The sequence below is a fragment of the Paenibacillus sp. IHBB 3054 genome, from assembly GCF_051594305.1.
Classification (GTDB): Bacteria; Bacillota; Bacilli; order Paenibacillales; family Paenibacillaceae; genus Paenibacillus_AQ.
The window spans coordinates 92,635-114,424 of record NZ_JBOFBG010000002.1 but is presented as its reverse complement, the minus strand read 5'-3'; the positions used below and the strand labels follow the sequence as shown (position 1 = coordinate 114,424).

Annotated in this window: 22 protein-coding genes; 13 read left to right on the top strand and 9 right to left on the bottom strand. The window is 48.3% G+C overall.

Features of this window, described 5'->3' with window-relative positions:
• Window positions 1-28 precede the first annotated feature (28 nt).
• Window positions 29-334 carry a hypothetical protein gene (locus ACQ76X_RS04210; protein ID WP_438491779.1) on the top strand — a complete coding sequence of 102 codons (306 nt, stop codon included), beginning with the start codon at window positions 29-31 and terminating at the stop codon, window positions 332-334.
• A 153-nt stretch (window positions 335-487) separates the two neighbouring features.
• Here ACQ76X_RS04210 and ACQ76X_RS04205 read toward each other — a convergent pair whose 3' ends face one another.
• The 5 genes from ACQ76X_RS04205 to ACQ76X_RS04185 all read right to left on the bottom strand — a co-directional run bounded on the left by ACQ76X_RS04205 (window position 488) and on the right by ACQ76X_RS04185 (window position 5,061).
• Window positions 488-1,306 carry an ABC transporter permease gene (locus ACQ76X_RS04205; RefSeq protein ID WP_438491777.1) on the bottom strand — a complete coding sequence of 273 codons (819 nt, stop codon included), beginning with the start codon at window positions 1,304-1,306 and terminating at the stop codon, window positions 488-490.
• A complete protein-coding gene (locus ACQ76X_RS04200; RefSeq protein ID WP_076109463.1) occupies window positions 1,303-2,322 on the bottom strand; it encodes an ABC transporter ATP-binding protein in 1,020 nt (339 codons plus the stop codon). Before ACQ76X_RS04200 ends, ACQ76X_RS04205 begins: the two co-directional genes overlap by 4 nt.
• 22 nt (window positions 2,323-2,344) lie before the next feature.
• Window positions 2,345-3,142: an ABC transporter permease gene (locus tag ACQ76X_RS04195; RefSeq protein ID WP_438491775.1), complete on the bottom strand. Its 798-nt coding sequence runs from the start codon at window positions 3,140-3,142 to the stop codon at window positions 2,345-2,347.
• A 31-nt stretch (window positions 3,143-3,173) separates the two neighbouring features.
• Complete coding sequence (locus ACQ76X_RS04190) at window positions 3,174-4,208, bottom strand: DUF5937 family protein (protein WP_438491773.1); 1,035 nt, start codon at window positions 4,206-4,208, stop codon at window positions 3,174-3,176.
• A gap of 337 nt (window positions 4,209-4,545) precedes the next feature.
• A complete protein-coding gene (locus ACQ76X_RS04185) occupies window positions 4,546-5,061 on the bottom strand; it encodes a MogA/MoaB family molybdenum cofactor biosynthesis protein (protein ID WP_438491771.1) in 516 nt (171 codons plus the stop codon).
• 227 nt (window positions 5,062-5,288) lie between these two features.
• Here ACQ76X_RS04185 and ACQ76X_RS04180 point away from each other — a divergent pair, with 227 nt between their 5' ends.
• The 6 genes from ACQ76X_RS04180 to ACQ76X_RS04155 all read left to right on the top strand — a co-directional run bounded on the left by ACQ76X_RS04180 (window position 5,289) and on the right by ACQ76X_RS04155 (window position 9,791).
• A complete protein-coding gene (locus tag ACQ76X_RS04180; protein ID WP_438491769.1) occupies window positions 5,289-6,320 on the top strand; it encodes a CobW family GTP-binding protein in 1,032 nt (343 codons plus the stop codon).
• Between the two features lie 93 nt (window positions 6,321-6,413).
• Complete coding sequence (locus ACQ76X_RS04175) at window positions 6,414-6,761, top strand: four-helix bundle copper-binding protein (RefSeq protein ID WP_038593119.1); 348 nt, start codon at window positions 6,414-6,416, stop codon at window positions 6,759-6,761.
• Between the two features lie 214 nt (window positions 6,762-6,975).
• Window positions 6,976-7,935: an ATP-binding cassette domain-containing protein gene (locus ACQ76X_RS04170; RefSeq protein ID WP_438491767.1), complete on the top strand. Its 960-nt coding sequence runs from the start codon at window positions 6,976-6,978 to the stop codon at window positions 7,933-7,935.
• Window positions 7,932-8,642, top strand: a complete 711-nt coding sequence (locus tag ACQ76X_RS04165; RefSeq protein ID WP_438491765.1) for a hypothetical protein — start codon at window positions 7,932-7,934, stop codon at window positions 8,640-8,642. The genes ACQ76X_RS04170 and ACQ76X_RS04165 overlap by 4 nt, the downstream gene beginning before the upstream one ends.
• A 70-nt stretch (window positions 8,643-8,712) precedes the next feature.
• Window positions 8,713-9,177, top strand: a complete 465-nt coding sequence (locus ACQ76X_RS04160; RefSeq protein ID WP_038593114.1) for a hypothetical protein — start codon at window positions 8,713-8,715, stop codon at window positions 9,175-9,177.
• The gene (locus ACQ76X_RS04155; protein WP_340897885.1) at window positions 9,174-9,791 is read left to right on the top strand and encodes a class I SAM-dependent methyltransferase; all 618 of its coding nucleotides are present in this window, start codon (window positions 9,174-9,176) and stop codon (window positions 9,789-9,791) included. The genes ACQ76X_RS04160 and ACQ76X_RS04155 overlap by 4 nt, the downstream gene beginning before the upstream one ends.
• A gap of 89 nt (window positions 9,792-9,880) precedes the next feature.
• Here ACQ76X_RS04155 and ACQ76X_RS04150 read toward each other — a convergent pair whose 3' ends face one another.
• On the bottom strand, window positions 9,881-11,137 hold the full coding sequence (locus ACQ76X_RS04150; RefSeq protein ID WP_438491762.1) for a winged helix-turn-helix domain-containing protein: 1,257 nt from the start codon (window positions 11,135-11,137) through the stop codon (window positions 9,881-9,883).
• Between the two features lie 176 nt (window positions 11,138-11,313).
• On the opposite strand from ACQ76X_RS04150, the gene ACQ76X_RS04145 reads away from it, so the two are divergent.
• From ACQ76X_RS04145 to ACQ76X_RS04125, 5 genes are all read left to right on the top strand, one after another.
• Window positions 11,314-12,639 (top strand): sensor histidine kinase, encoded by a 1,326-nt coding sequence (locus tag ACQ76X_RS04145; protein ID WP_438491760.1) that lies wholly within the window; start codon window positions 11,314-11,316, stop codon window positions 12,637-12,639.
• Window positions 12,636-13,385 carry a response regulator transcription factor gene (locus ACQ76X_RS04140; protein WP_438491758.1) on the top strand — a complete coding sequence of 250 codons (750 nt, stop codon included), beginning with the start codon at window positions 12,636-12,638 and terminating at the stop codon, window positions 13,383-13,385. The genes ACQ76X_RS04145 and ACQ76X_RS04140 overlap by 4 nt, the downstream gene beginning before the upstream one ends.
• 433 nt (window positions 13,386-13,818) lie before the next feature.
• Window positions 13,819-14,742 (top strand): ABC transporter ATP-binding protein, encoded by a 924-nt coding sequence (locus ACQ76X_RS04135; protein ID WP_438491756.1) that lies wholly within the window; start codon window positions 13,819-13,821, stop codon window positions 14,740-14,742.
• Window positions 14,735-15,439 (top strand): ABC transporter permease, encoded by a 705-nt coding sequence (locus ACQ76X_RS04130; RefSeq protein ID WP_438491754.1) that lies wholly within the window; start codon window positions 14,735-14,737, stop codon window positions 15,437-15,439. The genes ACQ76X_RS04135 and ACQ76X_RS04130 overlap by 8 nt, the downstream gene beginning before the upstream one ends.
• Window positions 15,440-15,442: 3 nt before the next feature.
• Window positions 15,443-16,315, top strand: a complete 873-nt coding sequence (locus ACQ76X_RS04125; protein WP_438491752.1) for a DUF4097 family beta strand repeat-containing protein — start codon at window positions 15,443-15,445, stop codon at window positions 16,313-16,315.
• A 67-nt stretch (window positions 16,316-16,382) separates the two neighbouring features.
• Here the strand turns inward: ACQ76X_RS04125 and ACQ76X_RS04120 are convergent, their stop codons facing one another.
• Together ACQ76X_RS04120 and ACQ76X_RS04115 are read right to left on the bottom strand one after the other, a co-directional pair.
• Window positions 16,383-18,476, bottom strand: coding sequence for an ABC transporter ATP-binding protein (locus ACQ76X_RS04120; protein WP_438491750.1), 2,094 nt, complete (start codon window positions 18,474-18,476; stop codon window positions 16,383-16,385).
• Window positions 18,477-18,530: 54 nt separating this feature from the next.
• A complete protein-coding gene (locus ACQ76X_RS04115) occupies window positions 18,531-20,279 on the bottom strand; it encodes an ABC transporter ATP-binding protein (protein ID WP_076109476.1) in 1,749 nt (582 codons plus the stop codon).
• Between the two features lie 513 nt (window positions 20,280-20,792).
• On the opposite strand from ACQ76X_RS04115, the gene ACQ76X_RS04110 reads away from it, so the two are divergent.
• Window positions 20,793-21,110 (top strand): HesB/YadR/YfhF family protein, encoded by a 318-nt coding sequence (locus ACQ76X_RS04110; protein WP_438491748.1) that lies wholly within the window; start codon window positions 20,793-20,795, stop codon window positions 21,108-21,110.
• Window positions 21,111-21,248: 138 nt separating this feature from the next.
• Here the strand turns inward: ACQ76X_RS04110 and ACQ76X_RS04105 are convergent, their stop codons facing one another.
• Window positions 21,249-21,764 (bottom strand): ADP-heptose synthase, encoded by a 516-nt coding sequence (locus tag ACQ76X_RS04105; protein WP_438491747.1) that lies wholly within the window; start codon window positions 21,762-21,764, stop codon window positions 21,249-21,251.
• Window positions 21,765-21,790 lie beyond the last annotated feature (26 nt).

Here is a 21,790-nt window from a genome sequence, read left to right as displayed (position 1 = left end):
AGAATACTTGGCTTAGGGGGTATCGGATATGAAGCGCTATATTGCGGGATGGCTTGCTGCTGTTTGGACTGTAGGGAGTATGCTGACAGGCACTAACCAGCCTTCACAACATGATGCAGATCAATCATTCACCATCCGGGCAGAGCTGAGAGGCAATACTCCGGACGTATATGGAGCGGTCGCTCCAGGAGAAACGTCTGTGACAGAATCAGAAACGGGCAACAAAGCCGGAATTCCAATTGTGTATACCTCGATGGATAAAGAGAGGGGCAAATATTCTAAAAAGGTAAAAGCGTTCTTTAACGGACTTTGGGGACATATGGGTGCCCATTGAATCTGTGGTGAAATGCAATAAACCTCAAACTGAGGAAGATCCCGCAACGCATAGAAACAGGCCAGCCCGATTCCCGGCTGGCCTGTTTTTATCTGTATTTCTTGTGGTATAAGGTGAGCTAAATCCTTATCCACGTGTAATGCTGCGATAGTATCAAAATAAAGTCCAGTTGCCTTTCATTCTGGCATGTCTTTCTGCCCGGTGCAGCGTGTAGCGGGTGCAGCCGATCAGCGCGAGGCTGCCGATAATCAGGATGACGAGCGACCACCACCAGCCTGTGCCGATGTCGTTATATAGTGCCCCGCGCACCAGAATCAAGCTGTAGGTGACCGGGAACAGTGCAGATAATCCTGTAGCCCAGGCCGGAAAGACCGCAGGCGGTATGCGCACGCCCCCGAACAGCTGCATCGGTGCCTGGAAGATATAGTACAGAAACGAAGATTCCCTGGAGAACAAGGATACCGCGCAGAGCAAGGCTCCCCAGACTATGGCCGCTGCCAGCGTTACCAGGAGGACCATCAGCAGCGCGAGCCAGTTTACAGAGGACATATCCGCTACAAAGATGAAGGTGAGCAGTGAAAAGGAGGCGAACATCCAGATGCCGTGAAGCAGAGAATACAGAGAACGCCCGTACAGAAAACCCATCTTCGAGGACGGGGTCAGGAAGACGGTCTCCACCGTTCCGCCTTTGCGCTCCAATTCGAACAGCCATGCCGATTCTACAGCTGTCCAGAACAGCTGAAAGACCAGATAGCCGCTCAGCAAAAAAAGGGGGATTCTGCCGTCAGGGATAACCTGCGAGAGCATGGAGCCCTCTCCGCTGCGATAAGGCTTCATCGAATAATAGGAAGTCAAGAAGGCGAGCGCCGGCCAAAACAGCAGGGAGAAAAACACAGTCAGGCCCTTCGTACGGTTCTGGTGCTGCTTGCGCAGCTCGGCTGCAACCGTCAGCCTTAAACCGCCGGGCCTCATGACACCCGTCCTTCCGAGAGCAAAATGATCGCATCCTCCAGATTGGGCTTGTCGCAGGAAAAACCGGTGATCACCAGACCGTTTGCTGCGGTCCAGGGCAGCAGCTCCGTAATCAGCCTGTCGGCGGAAGGGGTCTGCACGGAGATGCGGTAGAAGGCATCGCTCCCAAATGAGGATTCATCGCTTCGGCAGCTGCCCGCCAGCTCTGCCGGATGGCCCAGCTGGCCCAGATGCTCCAGCAGTTGCGGGCGCAAGGCTTCATCCCAACCGGTGACATCGAGATGGGCGGTCTGCGATCCGGCAACCTGCCGGACAATCGCCTCCGGCTTGTCGCACAGCAGCAGCTCGCCGCGATTCAGTACATACACCCGGTCACAGAGCTCTTCAACCTCCTGCAAATAATGGCTGGTCAGGAGGATGCCTTTGCCTTGCTCTTTGGCGAGCTGCCGCACAGTGCCGCGCAGCTGCCTGGCAATAGGCGCATCCAGCCCGAGTGTCGGCTCATCGAGAAATAAATATTGCGGGTCATTGATTAGACCGCGGGCAATCTGCAGGCGCTGCTTCATTCCTTTGGAATATTGCTCCACAGGCTGGTCTGCGGCTTCAGTCAGGCCGACTTCAGCAAGCAGTCGATCACTTTCCACACGAATTTTGGAAGCACTGAGACCGTATAATTTGCCGAAATATTGCAGGTTTTCTCTTCCTGTGAGTCTCCAGTAGAGCATCCGTTCTCCACCGGCTATCATGTTGACCTTCTGCTGCACATCACGCCGGTTTCCGGCTAAAGAAACGCCGTCAATCTGAATATCCCCTGAGGTGGGATCAAGCAGGGTGGATAACATACGGATGGTTGTCGTTTTGCCGGCACCATTCAGGCCCAGCAATCCGACAATTTCCCCTTTATCAATGTTCAGCGACAGGTTTTTAACGGCAGTCACTCTCTTTAGCTCGGAGCGGAATAAGCCGGTTCTGTTCCTCGTTTCGTACGTTTTGGTAACCTCATTCATTTGAATCATTTGCTATTCACTCCTTCACTGGCTAAAATCGCTCAAACATTCCACGCTCCACTCGCCGGTTGCACCATAAGCCTACTGCGATGTAAAGGAGCGACAGCAGCAGGACCAGGGGAACATCACGCAGTCCAACTTCCTCCCCGGTAAGCAGACTGCTGCGCAGAAGCTCAAGTGCAGAGGTTAGCGGAAAAATCTCGGCTGCCTGCTGCAGATAACCGGGCAAATATTGCCGCGGGAACTGAAATCCGCAGAGCAGCGTAGTTACCGCGAAAAAAGTGTTTTGTACGATGTATGTATCTCTTGTGTACAGCATGATGCTTCCCAGCACCAGAGCCATCGCATAGCAGGACAGCAAGAAAAGCAGTCCGCTGGTCAATACCGACAACAGATGGGGGGGGGGGAGCCGAAGGCCTGCCAGATATCCGAACAACAGGATCGTGATCAGTTCAAAACCGCTGCGGTACAGCTGCTGGGCGGCGTTGCCCAGAAAATATCCGTTCCGCCTGGAGGGGGAGAGCAGCAGCGCTTCCAGGGTTCCTTCCCGCCATTCTGTCATCAGCGCCCGGGAGACATTCATGATCATGCTGGTGGAGAAAATGCTTAGTGCCCCTCCGATGATTACATAGGCCAGGTAGTTGCTGCTGCCTGCAAAAACAGAGAACTGCGCATCCAGTTCGCCCCGGATCAAATAGTAATACGAGAAATAAGAAATTAGGACAAGATAGCCTCCTTCAATAATATGACCGAAGGTAAAGGTCCAGGGGTAAGCTCTCAGATTGGATTTCTGGTTCCTGACTGCGGTTGCGATTGCGGTTTGCCACACAAAGAAACAACTCCTTTTTCAGTAATCGACGTTATTGTTCGAAAAACTGCCTTTGCAAGTTGATTAGACTGTCAAAGGCTTCCTTGTTGCAGAAGTAGAACAAGTAATTGCCTTTCCGCTCGGAACCCGCCAGTCCGGCCTCAACCAGTTGCTTCAACTGCTTCGATACAGCCGCTTCTGAGATGCCGAGAAGCGGGGCCAGTTGTTTCGTGCAATGCGGAGCCTGCCACAGCAGCTTTAGAATTCGCAGACGGCTTCCATCGCCGAGCGCCTTCAACTGGCGCAGCAGATCCTCCGGAGGTTCTTCACTGTAAGGCAGACCGGGAATATCCACGGCCAGCGGAAGGGTCAGTGTATCCTCGCTCCAGTCCATTAGCAGATGCGGGTGGATGTAGGTTGAAGGCAATACATACACCTGCTGCAGACGATCATAGGGAAAATAGTAGGTGACTGCCTTCTGGGCGGTAACGGTTCCGCTCCCGGCGTGCAGGCGCGGGTGCAGCGAATTCAGTGCCTTTTCGGCCGAGCGGAATACATCTGCCTGAAACTGTGCGGCGGCTGTGCTGATCCACGGGGCGATGTAATCCCATTCCTTGCGGAAATACTCCCTCTCGTAGGTTTCCAGCACAGCAAGCAGCAGGTGGCGGACGTCTTTGAGATTCTTCAGCAGATACAGTCCGGCTTCATCCGGCTGTTCTCCGTGAGGGTTTGCTAACTTGCCCTGCTGCCATTCAAGAATCGTTCCAAGCGAGACCTTGCTGTTCAGCAAAAGGTGCATAAACTCTGCATCGGGCAGACCCTTGAGCAGTGCGATGCCTTCGGAGCATGTCAAGGAGGAGCCGGGACGATCTGGTGTCATCAGAGACAGCCATCCGCCCGATATCCGCCCGATAGTCTGAATCTCCTCGTACAACGAGTGCGGCATTTGCGCTGTAACTTCCCTGGCCCAATGCAGCCGTTTCGGATGATGCTGAGGCTGATGCAGTACATGCAGACTGCACAGCAGTTCATGATACGGACTGATGACGGTTTTGATCTTGCGTTGCAAGATTAAGAGTGAGCTCATCTCGTTCCTTTCCGATTAACCATTTGGTTAATCAAAAACCACTTTCGCGTAAAGTGTTCAATAGTATAAATTTCACAGCCCCGGTTGTCAACGGATTTTTCCACAGCTAAAAAAGGCGAAAGAACACCGCGTGAATAAAGTACACGCATTTGTTCTTTCGCCTTTGAGGGCAGCATTATTGTGATTTGGAAGATCTGTCATCTCTTCTTGCCACGCATGGAGCCGGAGATAGTGCACATCTCATCTCAGACAGAGTAAGTGTAAATATGCTGGGGATTGTTCATTTGTCCATACTCCAGTAAAAATGGGCATTCCATTACTCTGTCCTATTTTTCAGTTACGGCTGTTTATATATTTCACGCATGACATGGCGCAGCTCGGGAATAATCAGCCGTTCCATGGCCAGCTTAATAGCACCGGTGGAACCGGGCATGGAGAAGATAGCCGTGTTGCCGATCGTTCCGGCTATAGCCCGGCTGAGGATCGCAGCGGAGCCGATATCTTCCGTGAAGCTCAGCAGCCGGAAAATCTCCCCGAAGCCCGGCAGCGACTTGTCAAGCAGGGAAGCGACGGCTTCGTAAGTGGTATCCCGCGGGGAAATTCCTGTTCCCCCGGTCAGCAGTACGGCTTCGATGCCGGAGTGCACAGAGCTTTTGTAGACCAGTTCGCGGATATCTTCGTAATCGTCCTTGACGATGTCGCGGCCTGTGACTACAAATCCAGCCTCTTTAAGCATAGATTCTATCAGGGTGCCTCCGGTGTCGGTCTCCAGGGTACGCGTGTCCGAGACCGTTATAATATGGCAGGCCACCGTTTGGGGCGCTTCACGCCGGTGTTCCTCTACAGATGACATGCAGACCAACTCCTTCATCATTCATTATGGCTGACAGCTGTCCAACGAGACGGCGTGGGCTCAGCCTAATCCTTCTTTACCCCATATTAGGGGAAGGATTAGTCAAAGACAAGCTGCGGCCTTGACAGAAGTCGAAATCCCCCGCTCGACTCCGGCCTCCTTGCGTGCATATGGGCACTTGTAGTACACTCGCTACCATAACGGAATTTTGTTGGGAGAGATGAAACTTGGAACAGGCATTGCCAGTTTACATATTGTCAGGATTTCTGGGGAGCGGCAAGACGACTCTGCTGCAAAGGCTGCTGGATCACTGGAAGACACAGGGACTCAGACCGGCAGTTATCATGAACGAGCTTGGCGAGGTGAACCTCGACGGGCTGCTGGTCGAACAATCCGTACCGATGGCAGAAATGCTGGGTGGCTGCATCTGCTGCACAAGCCGCGGTGATCTCAGTACGGAACTGACTACGCTGGTAAAGAAAGAGTCACCCGATGTTGTTATCATTGAAGCGACAGGTGCGGCGAACCCGCTGGAAATCGTTGATGCCGTTACCGAAACCTCGCTGTATCAGCTGGTAGAGCTTAAAGGGCTGATTACCGTTGTGGATACCGCACATTTGCTGGAGCTGTACCGTTCCCAGCAGGGCGCTACCTACAGGCTGATGCAGGAGCAGATCCGCTGCGCGTCCGTGCTGATACTGAACAAAACCGACCGCGTAACCACAGAGGAAGCGGAAGAGATATCCGCCGTGCTGCGCAAATGGAATGCCTACGCCCAGATCATGCCTGCGGTGCGCTGTGAATTGGATCCGGAAGTGCTGCTTGGCAGCGTCGGCGGAGTTCATGCGGAGGCCCGTCCAGAGGAGGATGCAGAGGATGAAGCAGCCGGTCCGGCGGACGGCGGTTTGAGTACGGAGAATGGGGGAGAATCCCATCATACCCATGACCATGTAATGGCATATACCCATTATTTTAAACGTGCGGTGAACAGTGAGGAGTTCGAGCAGTTCGTTAAGGAGCTTCCACGGGATGTTTACCGGGCTAAGGGGATCGTAACTTTTAATGACACTGCGAGCCGCTTTCTGTTCCAATATGCCTACAGGGAAGCCGATTTCATGAAAATAACTCCTCAGGGCGATGTCCCTGATGTTGCTGTATTTATCGGTGAGCACTTCTCATCAAGCGAGCTGCGCAGCAGGCTGCTTCAGCTGGAGAAACGTACATTGATCCGGCCAGGTACGGTGAAGAGGAGCCTTTAATCAAGCTTCCTTTGACAGGGGAATTGGTTCGTTCCTTTTCTTGCAGGTTAATAGATAGGCATACCCTATAATAATTGCAGGAGGTTTTAGGCTATGACCCGAATTCAATATCAGGAGTGCATTGACGCTTGTATAAAATGTATGAACGCCTGTAACTACAGCTATGTCTCAAGCCTGAAAGAATATGATCTAGCATCACTTCGGGAGAGCATCCGGCTTGACCGGGAATGCGCGGATATTTGTTCTTTCGCCGTTCAAGCAATGACCCGCCAAAGTCCATTTGTAGCGGAAATCCTTCGCTTGTGTGCTGAAATCTGTGAACGTTGTGCCGACGAGAGCAGCAGACATGAGCATACTCATTGCCAGGAATGCATTGATTCCTGCCGCAATGCTGCATTAGCTTGCCGTCTAATTAGCGATGTCGTTGAGGTATACGCGTAAATTTAAAATTGCTGTTTTGCAGCAAACTATACAAGACCAGACCAACGCAGTAATTATACTGAGGGTTCTGGTTTTTTTGTATAGAATGGGTCCTCAATCTGTACTTTCTCAAAGGAATTCAGTGCAGTTCCGGCGAATTATAGAGTGGAAGAACCAGTTGTCCATTAGATGCGCTAAGCAAGCTTGGCTTCTGGCTAAGGGGGAAGACAGCCGAATGGCGTTTCGAAGTATTAGTGAACACCGATTGACGGACCGCAGCGGCCCTTTGATTGAACTTACCCGGGCTACCAAGGTTTATGGAGGGCGCCCAGTTTTACATGAAGTATCACTCACGGTGGAAAGCGGAACGGCTCTGGCTTTGATCGGACGTAACGGTTCCGGCAAAAGTACGCTGCTCTCCATTTTAGCTGGACTTACCCAGCTTACTTCCGGGACAATCCAACGCAGCAAGGGGACGATTTCGATTGGTTATGCACCCGAGGCTTTCCCGTGTCTTAAATTTTCTGCTGAACAGTACTTACGCAGTATGGGCCGGATCGGCGGGATGCCGGAGGCAGGACTGAAAGAGCGCATAACAGCGCTACTGGAGGCTTTTCATCTGGAGCAGTTCCGGACGTATCCCATGACGAGCTTTTCTAAAGGAATGCTGCAAAAGGTGAATCTGATTCAAAGTCTGCTTCCGAAGCCAGAATTGCTGCTGCTTGACGAGCCTATGTCCGGCCTGGATCTTCCGGCACAGCATACGCTGATTGAACTTCTTCAAGAGTTGAAGCAAGGCGGTACAGCGATGGTATTCTCCGTTCATGAGCCGCTTTGTGTGGAAACCCTTGCCGATGGCGTACATGTGCTTCAAGCAGGCCAAACGGTCATGAAGGTATCAGAAACAGCGAGTCTGCAGGATAAGCCTTCCACATACATAATGTGCACAGCTATTGCTTCTCCACAAAAATCGGCTTTGGGGGAGATGCCCGGGTTGCTCTCTATAGAAGCGGTTCGGGATGAGTACGGGATGGAGTGTTCCGGTTTAACTGTGGAAAGGGAATGGACAGATCAATGTCTCAGGTATGTGCTTGATGCGGGCGGATCGGTGATTTCTGTAGAACGGCGCCGCGGCTTATCAGGGCTTATGCAATGGATGGACCCGAAGACTGTCCAGGAGGAACAACCTTTATGAGATCGCTGATCGCGTATTTTCTCCGCAGTTATACCTTTTCCCAGCGGTATTTCGCTCCCGTTGCCGGAACTCTGATCGCTGTGCTGATTCTCTACTCCTATAAGCCTAACCCGGTGATGAACAGCTATGCGGCGTCGGCAGTGATGTTATTTGTCGGTTGTGCCTGGCTGGGACTGAGCTTTCTGAATCATGAGCAGGCGGTGCAGCGGCAGGTAGCTGTAGTTCATCTGCAAAGTGCGGTTAAGCACAGCATTGGGGAAATGCTGACAATGGGGGTGCTTACTCTGCTGCTCAGCCTCGTGATTGTGCTGTATCCTATAGTTACGGGGAATTTTAGCGATCCCGTGGGAGGGTACCGTTTATTGCTTGCTTTAGCCGGACATGCGCTGCTCGGGTTCCTGGGAATTGCAATCTCGCTCTATTTGCAGTCCTCCTGGGTTTCCAAAAACAGCTATGCTGCGGGATCAATGCTGATCATCATCACGCTGTCTATAGGGGGTACCAAACTGCAGGAGCTTGTCCCGGGTCCTGTCATGCCGATCCTGCTGCCGCCGGTGTCACCGGTTATGGATGCTTTGATGAACGCGGATGATTTGCCTGCTTCATCACTGCTGGGTTCCTTCGCCCACGCGCTGGCCTACATTTCCGTGCTGACCGGCTTTTATTTGTACCACACCAGCCGAATGGATGTTAACAAAAACTTGTGAGAAACAGACTTGGCGTGAAGCCATTAAAATTCATTTTCTGAAAAACGAAGAGAGAGAAACGGGAGGAAAGATGAAGGATACACAAATACCGGAGAGTGAACAATCCAAAGAGCTATTTGCTTATTTCGGGCTGGCAGTCTATTATTGTCAGGCTCTGGAGCAGCAGTTGACCAATCTGCTGCTGCTTACGAAGCTGTCTCAGGGGAAGACACCTACTGAAGCGGATCTCGCAGATCTGTATCAGCGCAAACTCAGCAATTCACTCGGCCAGCTCATCAAAGAAATCCAGCATCATTTTCCATTCTCGGAAGAGGAGACGGTGCAGCTGCAAGCAGTCTGGAAGCAGCGCAACCATATTGTCCATGACTATTTCAAGGAACGTATTCAGGAGACCTTCACTCCGGCCGGCAGGGCCCACATGATCCGTGAGCTGAAGCGTTTCAAGAACAAGGCCAGAAGACTGGAAATCAAGCTGCAGGGCTACTGCACGGAGATGTACACGAAATTGGGTCTTGAAGAGGAGGATTTAATGTGAATGAAGTTTATAAGCAAATTCCACTGTACAGATACCTTAGTTTCTGTAATGAAAGTGACCTCGAACGCACTGTGCTGGATTGTGGAGCTGGTGGAGACAGCCCTCCACTTGGCTTGTTCGCCCAATATGGGTATGTGGCTAGCGGCATAGACTGTAATCCGGAGCAAATAGATATGGCTCAGACCTGGGCTGCAGAAAAGGGCTATGAACTGGATATACAGCAAGGGGATATGCGGCAGCTTGCCTTTGAAGATGAGTCGTTCAGCTTCGTCTACTCCTATAATTCTATCTTTCATATGAGGAAATTGGAGGTCGCCCAATCCATAGAAGAGATGAAGAGAGTGCTGAAGCCTGGCGGGATCATGTTTGTTAACTTTTTGACGGTGAATGATTTCCGCTGCGGTGAAGGCGGCGATCTTGGACAGAACCAGTACGAGCAGTTTGACGATGATCTGCCGGTGATCCACTCTTACTATACCGCTACAGAACCGGATGAATTGTTCAGCGGGATGAAGTTGCTGTATAAGGAAGACAGGGTGCTGGAGCGAATATATGACGGTCAACTGATCACTCAGGGTTTTGTAGATTATATCGTGCAGAAACCGCTTCGATAACGTGCATACATAGAATGGCAAAGAGACTCTCCCAGATAGCAGAAATGCTGTCCATAGGAGAGTTCTTTTGTGTGTAATTAAGAGCTGGGCTACAGACTTGCAGTCTCCAGTGCTTCAAGTCCACATGTCTTGACTACCTCCGGGGGAAATTGGATAGCGGATGCTCCTGTGCAGCGCGCTAGGCAGGACAAAGCTTGCCGCAGTGCGGGAACCATCTCTGCAGTAAGCACCTCTTCAGGCTCCCACCACCAGCGGGTAATGGTAAGGATGCCGCTTTTTCTGTTCATGACCGGCTCAATCCGGCCGATAAAACGGTCACCGTACAGGAGCGGAAGCACGTAGTAACCATATTCCCGTTCCACCACAGGTTTGTATACCTCCCAGCGGTAATGAAATCCGAACAGCTGCCGGATCAGTTCTCTGTCCCACAACAGATTGTCCAAGGGAGCCAGAGCAGCGGCGAAATTCACCGTAGAATGACTTCTTCCGGAATCTTCTGCCTCTTCCCCCAGCTGCAGCACAGCTTCAAGCTCTGGCGCATCCATTGTCCGCATGTAAAGCGGCAGCTTAATACCCTCCACGTGCACCTCGCGCAGGCTGTCATTCTGCAGCAGACGCTGCACTGCCGCGGTCCGCTCTTTGCTCTTCAGACCGGATATGCCAAGCCATCCGTCACCTGATTTATTCCACTGGAGTCCGATGCTGCCAATGCGCCGCTGCACGTACCAGTCATGGTATTGTTCGGTCGTGGGATTGGGATCGGCTGCTGCAACAACCTGCTCCGGCAGCAGTCGTGACGTAAAATCGTAGTAGCGGCGGGTGTGCACACGGTGATGAATGGACACTTCACCCCGGAAGTACATGGTTTCCAGAGCTGCCCGCGACAACCTGGCAGGGGCCCAGGCCCAGTCAATCTTCTCTTTGCCTTCCAGGTCCAGAGAAGAGAGGGGGCCGCGCTGACTCAGCGCATCACGGACTTGCAGTACCGTTGCTTCCAAAGGTTCATTTCCCTGGTGATGCCCGGAGGCTGCTTCCCTCAGCCGCTGAAAGCAGGGCCAGTCCTCCGTGCAATAGATCGACATGTTCTTGTCCCAGCCGTCGATCAGCAGCCTGTCCTGGTACAGAAGCTCATTGGCTTGAGCGGGAATAAAGCCGGGAACCCGTGCCTGAAGCACAAGCTCATGATTATGCCCGGCAATATTCAGCGGATCATACTGAATACAGCCTACATGGCGTACGAATTCATAAATACCTGTCTTACCGCCAGGAAGACCACCGGAGATCAGCCCCTGATGCTGCAGCAAAAAAAGTCTGGCCTGCTTCTTGCTTATATTGTAAGTAATCATTATCAATCACTCCAATCATATGTATTAGTTCCCATTATATAGAACAAATGTTCTGTGCACAAATACAATTTAGCAGGACTAAGGGAAGTTTAGTGATAGACTGGAGAGTATCATTAAGTTAATATGACAATTGGTGGTAAAGGGGATTTTTCGTGTGAAGACTGGTGGTGTATAAAATGATTCATTTAATAATGCTAATTCAAATAGTAAGCTTCTTTTTTATTTATCAATCGGTTTCCCGCTATCACTTTAGTCTCAAAGAAATTACAATTTGGCTAATGATATTCATAAGCATTGGAGTTGTTTCTACATATTTTATCGGAGTATGGGGGGCCGTTGCTCTATTTTTCTGTTTTGTGGGCATGTCTTATTTTAAAAATCAAAAAACGTTTACCTCTTTAGGTGTGTTTTACGGGGCGTATGCCTTGGTCATGAATTCATTTTTAGGTTATCTCGCAGCAGATCCGATTACAAACTTAATTGAGTTTGTTTTTAGACAATCATCGGCTAATATAGACTATCTTCCTTATCTTTTTACAGCTATGGCGCCCCCCATTATGAATGAAATCGGACTTAGAGTGGTACGCCACTATGTTCCACAGCTCAATAAAGAAATTCTGCGGGAATCCAGCAAAGTGATTCTTTTTCCGGTGATCATTCTTTTAATCATCATCATCCTTTCGGTATATCCGATTTTATCCATTGGTAATAAGACCGGTGATTTTAGCTCATTTCATAGAACATTATTATTAGGGATGTGGCTGCTATTTATCATTGCTTTGCTGTATATGCAGTTTCAATACAATCATATCCGGAAAAGAGAAATTGAAAAATCTAAAAGTGAGCAATTGATACAATTAACGGATTATGCAACGCAGCTCGAAAAAATTTATGATGAATTCAGAAGCTTCCGTCATGACTATGCGAATATCCTATTGACTCTGGAGGAAGGGATTCATCGGGAAGATTGGGATCAAGTCAAGCAGGTATATGAACAAACAGTTAAGCCAACGGGGCAATTGATGCGTAATAATGAGTATAGCTTTGTCAAGCTGCGCAACCTGCATGTATCAGAGATCAAAAGTATCCTAGCCGCCAAAATTTTGATCGCCCAGCAAATGAAAATTGATGTTGCTTTGGAAATTGAAGAACCCGTTCACGCCATTCAAATGGAACTGATTTCATTTACCCGGATTCTCTCCATACTACTGGATAATGCGATTGAAGCAGCAACAGATACGGAAGAATCAAGAATTTGCATTGTGTTATTGGAGGATACGGACATACAACTGATAAGAATTGAAAATAGTTGCGGAGAGGAAGTCAATTTGCGACGGTTGGGAGAACGCGGATATTCCTCAAAAGGCAAGGGACGCGGATTAGGTTTATATAATGTGCAACAAATTTTAAAAGAAAATAACTTTGCGTCATTAGAAACAGCGCTCCAATCTGGCCTATTCTCACAGACGCTTACATTAAGAAAGACTGGGGTACAGAAATGAATATATTTATTTTAGAAGATAATATATTTCAGCAGCAACGTTTAGAACGGCTCATCAAAACATTAGCGCTTAAGCATCAGATTCGTTACCGTAGTTTAATTTCGACCGCAAGACCTGATGATCTGTTATCGCAAATCGAGAAAGTGGCTGATCATCAATTATATTTTCTTGATTTGCAGATCAATCATGAGGATCAGAAGGGGTTGGAGGTTGCTAAGGAGATCCGGAAAAAAGATCCTTTTGGGACGATTGTTATTGTCACCACACATTCCGAATTAGCGCCAATAACTTTTACATATCGAGTGGCTGCTTTAGATTTTATTGAAAAGGATTTACCGGAAGCAGAATTTATTGAAAAGGTTACAGAGTGTCTTTTAATTGCTGATTCGCGCCGGACGGTTCCGGTAAGTTCTGATAACTTTTCATTTGAGAATAAGTATACCAGCTTCCAAATTCCATTTTCGGATATCCTATATTTTGAGACCATGGAAATTGCACATAAAATAAGATTAATAACAAAATCCAAAGTTCTTGATTTTTACGCTGAATTAAATGAAATTGCAGGTTATGATGAACGTCTGTTCCGTTGCCACCGGGCATTTGTAGTTAATTTAGCTAATATTAGATCCGTGGATAAAAAGAACAAACTGGTCTTGTTTGATAATGATGAAAGTTGTTCAGTTTCAAGAAGACTGCAAAAGGAAACCATTGAAAAGATGGAAGTGTTAAGGAAAAATGAGTTTTGAGTTACATACGAAGTGCTGGCAGCTATATCTTATATGGCTGTTAGCGCTTTTTTTGTATGAAAAAGTACCGTCTATGAAGGTTAAAGGACATTTGGTGCGATGAGGCTCTTGAATTGAGGGCAAAAGCCGTATGCTGTAAATGCACAACAACAATAGACCACACTTCATCGTTATCGTGGCTTGGAATTGTGAAATTTTATCAATATAAGTTGAACTAAAGAATACCTAGAGGCAAAAGCAGCGGAGGGGAAGTTTGGAACTGTAGGAGCGGTAGCGACCGCCTTTGTCTACGGATTTCAACCGCTAAGAGCGGTATAGATCAAGAAATCTGTAGACAACAGCGGCCGGAAGTCCAAACATTCACCGCAGTTGCGTTCTATGCCGGCTCGGTAAGCCTAAAGTTCAACTTATATAGAACGAGAGGCGGGAAAAAATGGAGACCATGATACGGATCAACCAACTATCAAAGGTTTATAAGGGAAACGAAATAGTGTCAAATGTAACCATGCATATTGAATCTGGTGAAATCTACGGTTTCTTAGGACCAAACGGTGCGGGAAAAACAACAATTATGAAAATGATTCTTAATTTGGTGAAGCCAACATCCGGCGAGATTTTTGTACTCAATCAACCTGTGTTACAAACCTCTTTTCAATACTTGGGACATATCGGCAGTATCATTGAATATCCCGTTTTTTATGAACGGTTAACGGCTGCCGAAAACTTAAAGTATCATTGTGATTATACGCAGATTCATGCTGAGGACCGGATTCATGAAGTCTTAGAAACGGTTGGCTTAACCGGTGTGGAGGATAAAAAAGTACATGAGTTTTCTCTAGGAATGAAACAGCGATTGGGTATTGCCAGAGCCATCCTCACAAAGCCGGAAATCTTGATTCTGGACGAACCGATTAATGGTTTAGACCCTGTGGGAATTAAGGATATTCGAATGCTTTTGCTGAAGCTTAAGAAGGAGTGCGGTATGACAATTTTAGTCTCCAGCCACATTGTTTCAGAGATTGAATCGATTGCAGATACGATCGGAATCATTAATTATGGACAATTAATTAAGGAAGTTAAGATGAGTGAAATCATCAGCGAAAATGTTGAATACCTGGAGATAAAAGTGACTGACAGTAAGCAGGCTTCACTAGTGCTGGAGAGAAAATTAAACATCCATGACTATGAAGCGGTTGATCTGGAAACCATCCGGGTCTATCAACAAGATGTATCTCAATCGGTCATTAATAAAGAGCTGGTGCTCAATAATATCGTTGTAAATCGTATCGGAACACAGCAAAGCAACTTAGAAGAGTATTTCCTGGATCTTATTCATGGAGGCAGACAACATGCTTAGACTAATGAAGATTGAATGGAAGAGAAATAATCTGGCGGGATATAGTATTAGGGCCGTGATTAGTATGATGATTATATTTGGAATGGTTGCAGGAATGGCTGTCATGTCAAATGCTCAGGATGAACCTATGTTTTTAGATTTTACAGCCTTTATGTCACTGGCTAACATCTTTATTCGCGTTACCTTTGTTGTTTTTTCAGGCATCATTATTTCCAGACTTGTGATTGATGAATATAAGAATAAGACCATTCAATTGTTATTTACCTATCCCATCCAACGCAAAAAAGTGATGCAAGCAAAGTTGATGATCGTATTAGTTTTCTGTTTCACATGTGTAGTGATTTCCACCTTCATCATTGAAGTATTGACAGTGTTATTAAATCCGGCAGCCCATTTTTTTGAAACAACTGCATCAAAAGAAGATGTGTTGGCTACCTTTCCAGCCATTCTTATGGCTTCGGCAATGACAGCTGGTCTAAGTCTTATTCCATTGTCTTTCGGGATGCGTAAAAAATCTACTGCCACAACAATTACTAGTTCAGTAATCTTAGGGATTCTGCTGAATTCTATGATTTCTGATGGGAGCAGTTCTGTATCTATGTTTCAATTTATCGGCATACCTATAGTTTTCTGCTTGTTAGGGTTGGCCGTAGCTTATTTATCCTATCGAAAAATTGACAGAACGGATGTTGCATAAACCATGAAAACAAATAAGTGGATTTGGATATCGATGGCGGTTGTTCTGGTGGGAATCCTTGTTGTTGGCTTGCAAGGTGGAGCTCAAGATTTTGAGTTGACAGAAGACATCCCGGCGAATGAAATTCAGAGCATCGAAATGAATAATGATTCATGGGATCTTGTAGTGAAGGAATCAACAGACAATCAAGTCCATATAGACATTGAGGGTTATCAGACGGACAAGCAGAAGGCTCCTGTTCTAGTGACACGTAATTCTAATAACTTAGTGATACAACAAGATAAGCAAATAGGCGGGGCCTTCTCAGCTTTTTCTTTTCATAAAGAGGGAACTATCACAGTCTTAATTCCCAAAAATACAGTAGAAAGAGTCAGAATGGTCAACAATGATGGAGATATCAATATTCGAACGTTGGCAACCCATAATTTAATCGTTGAAAATAAAGCAGGAAGTGTGAAATTTAACCAAGTTGAAGCAGATTCGGGGGACTTAAATCTAATAGAAGGGGACCTGAATGTAAAGGATAGCACATTTGATAGAATAGACGTAGCTGCCAGGGGGAATGACCTTTATTTTAAAAATATAACCAGTTCTGTTATGAATCTTTATTCTAAAAGTGGCGAAATCGTTCTTGGTGGGGTAGTGGAAAAAGGTGAAATGAGAGTCGAAACATCAACTGGAGATATTCAAGTAGGGTATCAAACCGAGCCATCCAACCTGAAAGTAGCAGTAGAAAATGCAAAAGGAGATACGACGGTTCACTTGAAGAATCTCTTGACTACGAAGAATACAGACAAGAATGTAGATGGAACTATTGGCGATGGGGAGAATTTACTACAGGTCAAAAGTAAATCAGGAAGTATTACTATTAAGTAAATCAAAAAGAGACAGGCTCCTCAATACATGAGGAACTGTCTCTTTTTAAGGAGAAGCAGTTCAAACACTAGCCCTGCTTGAACGAAGGCTGCAGGACTGCGGCAGAGGCGGAAGAAGATGCGGAAGCCGAGTCGGCTGCAGCTCCATTTTCCGCACCGGCACCGAGTTGAAGCTGGTACATGCGGAAGTAGCGACCACCCAGCGCCATGAGTTCATCATGGCTGCCGCGCTCAACGATTTCACCGTGATGCAGGACAAGAATCTGATCCGCACTGCGGATTGTGGATAAGCGGTGAGCGATGATGAAGGTGGTGCGGCCTTTCTTCAGCACCTCCAGCGCTTCCTGAATGATGCTCTCTGTCTCGGTATCGATGTTGGAGGTCGCTTCATCCAGGATAAGAATGGCCGGATCAAAGGACAACGCCCGGGCAAATGAAATCAGCTGACGCTGGCCGGCCGAAAGCGTGCTGCCTTTCTCCACCACCGGTTCATCGAAGCCTTTGGGCAGATGAGACAGCAGCTTATCCGCACCGACTTCCCGCAGTGCCCGTTCCACCCGTTCCCTTGTGATCCGCTCGTCTCCGAGACTGACATTGGAAGCGATGGTCCCTGTGAACAAGTAAGGATCCTGAAGCACAATTCCCATATGGCTTCGCAGCCACTGCTTCGGCAGATCTTTAACTTCTTGACCATCAATGGTAATGCTTCCGCGCTGCGGATCATAGAAGCGGAACAGGAGATTGATGATTGAGCTTTTACCGGAGCCGGTATGTCCTACCAGAGCAACAGTTTCACCAGAACGGGCTTCAAAGGAAATGTCACGCAGGACGAAGTCTTTTTTGTAAGCAAAGGAAACGTCTTTAAACACCACATCTCCCTTGTAACGCGGCATGGAACCATCGGTCACCGGCTCGCCGGGTTCATCCATAAGTGTAAATACGCGGCCGGCAGAGACCATCGAGGAATCCAGATTGGCCAGTTGGTTGACCATTCCGGTAATTGGCTGGAACATCCGTCCGAGCACGTCGACGAAGGCGTACAGCACACCCAGCGACACAAAGGTAGAGCCATCCAGGCTGCCGAATCCAAAGTACCATAATACCAGTACAAAGGAGAGACTGCGCAGCGAGTTCACCAGGTTGTGGGAAGTGAAGGCATTCAGGTTGAGCATTTTATTCTGATATTTCAGATAATCATCGTTCAGGCGCTCGAATTCTTCACTGCTCTGCTTCTGGCGGCGGAAAATGCGGATGATCGACATCCCTTGAATCGATTCATTGATGATGGCGTTGATCTCACTAAGCCGCGAGCGGATGATGGTATTGTATTTGGTGGCAACTTTGCGGTAGAGCACAATCCAGAGAATCACAATCGGGACAATGAACAGACTGACCAGTCCGAGGTGAATATCCAGCAGGAACAGGGCGACATAAACGCCGATAATATTGATAATCCCTGTGCTGAAGTTGGATAATACGGCGATGAACAGATCCTTGACTGCTTCTGTGTCATTCGTAACCCGGGAGACGACCTTACCCGCAGGCAGATTGTCGAAGAAATAAACCGGCAGCCGCTGGATATGGGCGTACACATCGGTCCGCAGCTTGCGGATGACCTGATTGGCCGACGATTGCAGCCAGTAGGTTTTACCGAATTCCGCTATGATCGAGATGACCAGGAATATCGCGTACAGTCCTACCAGTTTATAAATGCCGGGGAATTCAGGTTTGTAAAAAGCGAATAATTCATTTGCCGAGAGCTTCTCGGCAGGATAGACACTCAGAGTGTCTCCGTATTGGATGTGCATCTCTCCGTCACGGAAGGTCCGCTCGCCTTCAGGCTGCGCTACGGCTTCATTGATGAAGTAGAAGCTTTTTCCGACCTGTAGCAGGCGGATTTCCTGGCCTTTGGCTTCGCCTTCGGCAAACCGGTCACCGCGTTTGTAAAAGGAATTATTATATTCAGCGGCATCCTTGGAAGAGTCCGTCTGGAAGAAGGGCTTCTCTATGGCCAGCAGATGATTGTCGATCATGCTCTTGGCGATAAAAGGCCCTGCCAGCTCGGCTGCCACTCCGATAGTAAGCAGCAGTAGTGCTGCGATAAATGTTTTTTTGGCAGTTAATGCGTACTGCAGCAGGCGTTTGCCCGTACTTTGTGTCAACGGTGACACCTCCTAAACGTTTTTAGGGAGCTTCAAAAAGCCTATGCTCATCATTTATTCATTCGTTAAATTGTTCTCCACCTGCTGGCGGTCGAACTGCTCACGATACCAGCCGTTCATGTTCAGCAGCTCCTGATGGGTGCCCCGCTCTGTTATATGTCCGTTATCCAGCACAACGATCAGATCGGCATGCTCAATAGCAGAGAGACGGTGAGTGGAGATCAGCGTGGTTTTGCCGGCACGCTCCGAGCGGATGTTCTCGATAATTTTGGCTTCTGTACGTGCGTCAACGGCAGAAAGTGCATCATCCAGGATCAAAATATCAGGATTTGCGATAAAGGCTCTGGAGATCGAAACGCGTTGTTTCTGGCCTCCGGAAAGAGAGACACCGCGTTCACCCACTAGGGTATCAAGACCGTCAGACAAGGTACCGAGGTCATTCTGAAAAGCCGCTGCCGTGATGGCTTCCATAATCCGTTCGTCGCTGGCGTTATTGTAGCCGAACTGGATGTTCTCACGAACCGATTTGGAGAACAGAATTTGCTCCTGCGGCACATAACCCATCCAGCCGTGCAGGCGGTCGAGGGCGATTTGCCCAATCGGCACACCGGAGATCAGGATGTCGCCTTTACCGGACGGATATTCATGAAGCAGCTGTTTCAGCAATGTCGATTTGCCGCTGCCTGTGCGTCCGACTACCCCGAGCGTCTGTCCCTGGGAGAGGGAGAAGCTGACGCCGCTTAGATTGTCGATGGTCGAAGTGGGGTAACGGAACGTTACATCCTTCAGCTCAATACGGGTCGGGTGTTCAACCGGAACCGGATGTGCAATATCCTCAACATCGGGACGGGAATTCAGCGTCTCATCGATCCGTTCAAGGGATGCTCCGCCGCGCTGCATAATATTGATCAGCTCACCGATCGCGAACATCGGCCACACGATCATCCCTAGATACATATTGAAGGAAACCAAATCTCCGAGTGTAATTTGATTGCGGAATACAAGATAAATGCCGTAGGTAAGCGCGATAATGTAGCTTAGTCCCACACAAAAGCGGATCGTTGGCTCAAAAAAGGCATCAACGCGGGCAACCGCCATATTTTTGCGGTATACATCCTCCGTAATGTCGGAGAATCGTTTCTCGTCCATACGTTCCTGTACGTAAGCCCGGATCACGCGAATACCGGATACGGATTCCAGTACCTGGTCGTTCATATCTCCGAAGGCATCCTGTGCCAGGCTGTAACGGTCATGAATGGCCTTGCCATAGTAAATCATGGCGATGGCGATCAGCGGCAGCGGCAGCACTGCCGCGAGAGTCAGCTTCCAGCTGACCAGAAAGCCCATGGCCAGCAGCACAACGGTAAGGTAAACCGTTGAATCCACCAGAGTTAGCATCCCGAAACCTACGGTTGCCGATACGGCTCGGATATCATTGGTTGCCCGGGCCATAAGGTCACCGGTACGGTTGCGCTCGAAGAAGGAGGGCGTCATCGTCATGAGGTGATTCATAAAGCGGGAGCGGAGCAGACGCTCCACAAGGTTGGAACCCCCGAACAGCTTATGCATCCATATGTAGGTAATCCAATAAATAATTAGAAGCATGAGGACGATCAGGCCAATATACTTCATAAGAGAACCGGCGGTTATCGAGCCGCGTACGATTTCGTCAATGGCATTGCCGAGCAGACGAGGAGGCAGCAGTTCAAGCACACCAACTACAATTAATAAAATCAGGCCTACAGTGTAGCGCCTTTTCTCCCGGCGGAAGAACCAACCGAGATTTCGGAGAACGGAGAACAAGGGAAATCCCTTCCTTTCGTATTGAATTGATTGTCGGCTGTTGGAATGGTGCGAATAGTGGTTCAGCTCTTAACAGCATACAAAAAGGCATATCATCCGAAAACGGATGATATGCCTGTGATATACAGCAGTTATCATGTCCACGGTGCTAAGACAGCACAGAGACATGGAAGAGACTTGCATAACCTGAAATCAAGATGTACGCGTTACATACATGATTCTTCAGGTGCTTTCCACTACTTGGGCTGCTTTGGTATTCAGTTGTGTACAGTTGCCGACAATAGTATAAAAATCAACTTTAACAAGGTTAAACACCGCGCTCACCCTTTCCTTAGTTTTGGTAATAACTTGAAGACGCTTCGTTATGTTCAGAGTTTATCATCCGCCGTTAAGAATTGTCAAATGTAATTTTGAACAAATTTCGAATTAGCAGTATGATAAAATACGTTGCGATAATTTGGAATGTGGACTTTTTTTCAGTATGATAAGAAGAAACGGGAGGAGCTAAAAGACATGAAGACGGTAATCAGCCCAGAAGCCGCCGCCTGGTTTAAGCGGGAATTAGATCTGCAGACAGGGGCGCATATCCGGTTATTTCCCCGTTACAGTTCAGGAGGAGGACTGCATCCAGGGTTTTCACTGGGAATCGCCACCGAACTGCCGGGACGTCCTGCTGTGCAGACTGAGCAGGGAGGCCTGATTTTTTATATGGAAGAGCAAGATTTGTGGTATATGGAGGGATACAGCCTATCCATTGTCTATGTGGAGGCTGAGGATGATATCGACTATCAGTACGAGCTTCTGCCGGTGGCCGGTGGAGTGCAGCAGTAATTCTGCCCTGTGCAACTGGGCATTACAGCACAGGTTACTATCTGAAAAAGCCCTTGCCAAAAGGCAGGGGCTTTTTTAGATAGAGAATTTACGGATACAAGAATCTATAAGGTTGGGCCTATAAATCCTAAAACGTCATTAGTGCGAGCTGCGGAAGGTCTCTTCCTCCATAGCGAAATCAAAGTCATCAATGTCATACACCTGGACGGGGACTCCGCCTTCGATGATGCGCTGAATGAGCTCGAACTGGTCGGTAAGAATCGGTACTTTCTCACGCTGGGAAGAGAGCAGCAGCTCGGTTTCGATCGGATCAAACAGCTCTCCGTATGTAGCATTATCAATGCTGTTAATGATGGTGATCTGTGCCTGCCCTCCGAGCAGAATGCCGGAGCTCTTGGCCCATGGAACAGCCAGACAGCGGTTGATCTTCTTGGAATTGAGCGGTTCTTCGAAATAGGCGATCAGTTCACGGATCTTCAATTTGACGTGCTGATCATCATCCGCCCGGTTCATTAACGGCTCGTCACTGTCCCGCAGTTCATACAATTCCATGATGGTTGTATAAGGCACTATATATTCTACAGGGCTTTGCAGGATGAGAAGCTGGCCATAAATTGCCATCATGACCGCTTCTGTCACAAATTGTCTAGACATCGTTATCCTCCTGAAGTTCAGGTACT

Bases quoted from the DNA above. Each gene is read 5' to 3' on its own strand.
- ACQ76X_RS04145 (WP_438491760.1), top strand. From the start codon at position 11,314: ATGATTCATTTAATAATGCTAATTCAAATAGTAAGCTTCTTTTTTATT.
- ACQ76X_RS04205 (WP_438491777.1), bottom strand. From the start codon at position 1,306: ATGAGGCCCGGCGGTTTAAGGCTGACGGTTGCAGCCGAGCTGCGCAAG.
- ACQ76X_RS04140 (WP_438491758.1), top strand. From the start codon at position 12,636: ATGAATATATTTATTTTAGAAGATAATATATTTCAGCAGCAACGTTTA.
- ACQ76X_RS04170 (WP_438491767.1), top strand. From the start codon at position 6,976: ATGGCGTTTCGAAGTATTAGTGAACACCGATTGACGGACCGCAGCGGC.
- ACQ76X_RS04210 (WP_438491779.1), top strand. From the start codon at position 29: ATGAAGCGCTATATTGCGGGATGGCTTGCTGCTGTTTGGACTGTAGGG.
- ACQ76X_RS04160 (WP_038593114.1), top strand. From the start codon at position 8,713: ATGAAGGATACACAAATACCGGAGAGTGAACAATCCAAAGAGCTATTT.
- ACQ76X_RS04135 (WP_438491756.1), top strand. From the start codon at position 13,819: ATGGAGACCATGATACGGATCAACCAACTATCAAAGGTTTATAAGGGA.
- ACQ76X_RS04185 (WP_438491771.1), bottom strand. From the start codon at position 5,061: ATGTCATCTGTAGAGGAACACCGGCGTGAAGCGCCCCAAACGGTGGCC.
- ACQ76X_RS04105 (WP_438491747.1), bottom strand. From the start codon at position 21,764: ATGTCTAGACAATTTGTGACAGAAGCGGTCATGATGGCAATTTATGGC.
- ACQ76X_RS04175 (WP_038593119.1), top strand. From the start codon at position 6,414: ATGACCCGAATTCAATATCAGGAGTGCATTGACGCTTGTATAAAATGT.
- ACQ76X_RS04130 (WP_438491754.1), top strand. From the start codon at position 14,735: ATGCTTAGACTAATGAAGATTGAATGGAAGAGAAATAATCTGGCGGGA.
- ACQ76X_RS04165 (WP_438491765.1), top strand. From the start codon at position 7,932: ATGAGATCGCTGATCGCGTATTTTCTCCGCAGTTATACCTTTTCCCAG.
- ACQ76X_RS04150 (WP_438491762.1), bottom strand. From the start codon at position 11,137: ATGATTACTTACAATATAAGCAAGAAGCAGGCCAGACTTTTTTTGCTG.
- ACQ76X_RS04125 (WP_438491752.1), top strand. From the start codon at position 15,443: ATGAAAACAAATAAGTGGATTTGGATATCGATGGCGGTTGTTCTGGTG.
- ACQ76X_RS04110 (WP_438491748.1), top strand. From the start codon at position 20,793: ATGAAGACGGTAATCAGCCCAGAAGCCGCCGCCTGGTTTAAGCGGGAA.
- ACQ76X_RS04190 (WP_438491773.1), bottom strand. From the start codon at position 4,208: ATGAGCTCACTCTTAATCTTGCAACGCAAGATCAAAACCGTCATCAGT.
- ACQ76X_RS04200 (WP_076109463.1), bottom strand. From the start codon at position 2,322: ATGATTCAAATGAATGAGGTTACCAAAACGTACGAAACGAGGAACAGA.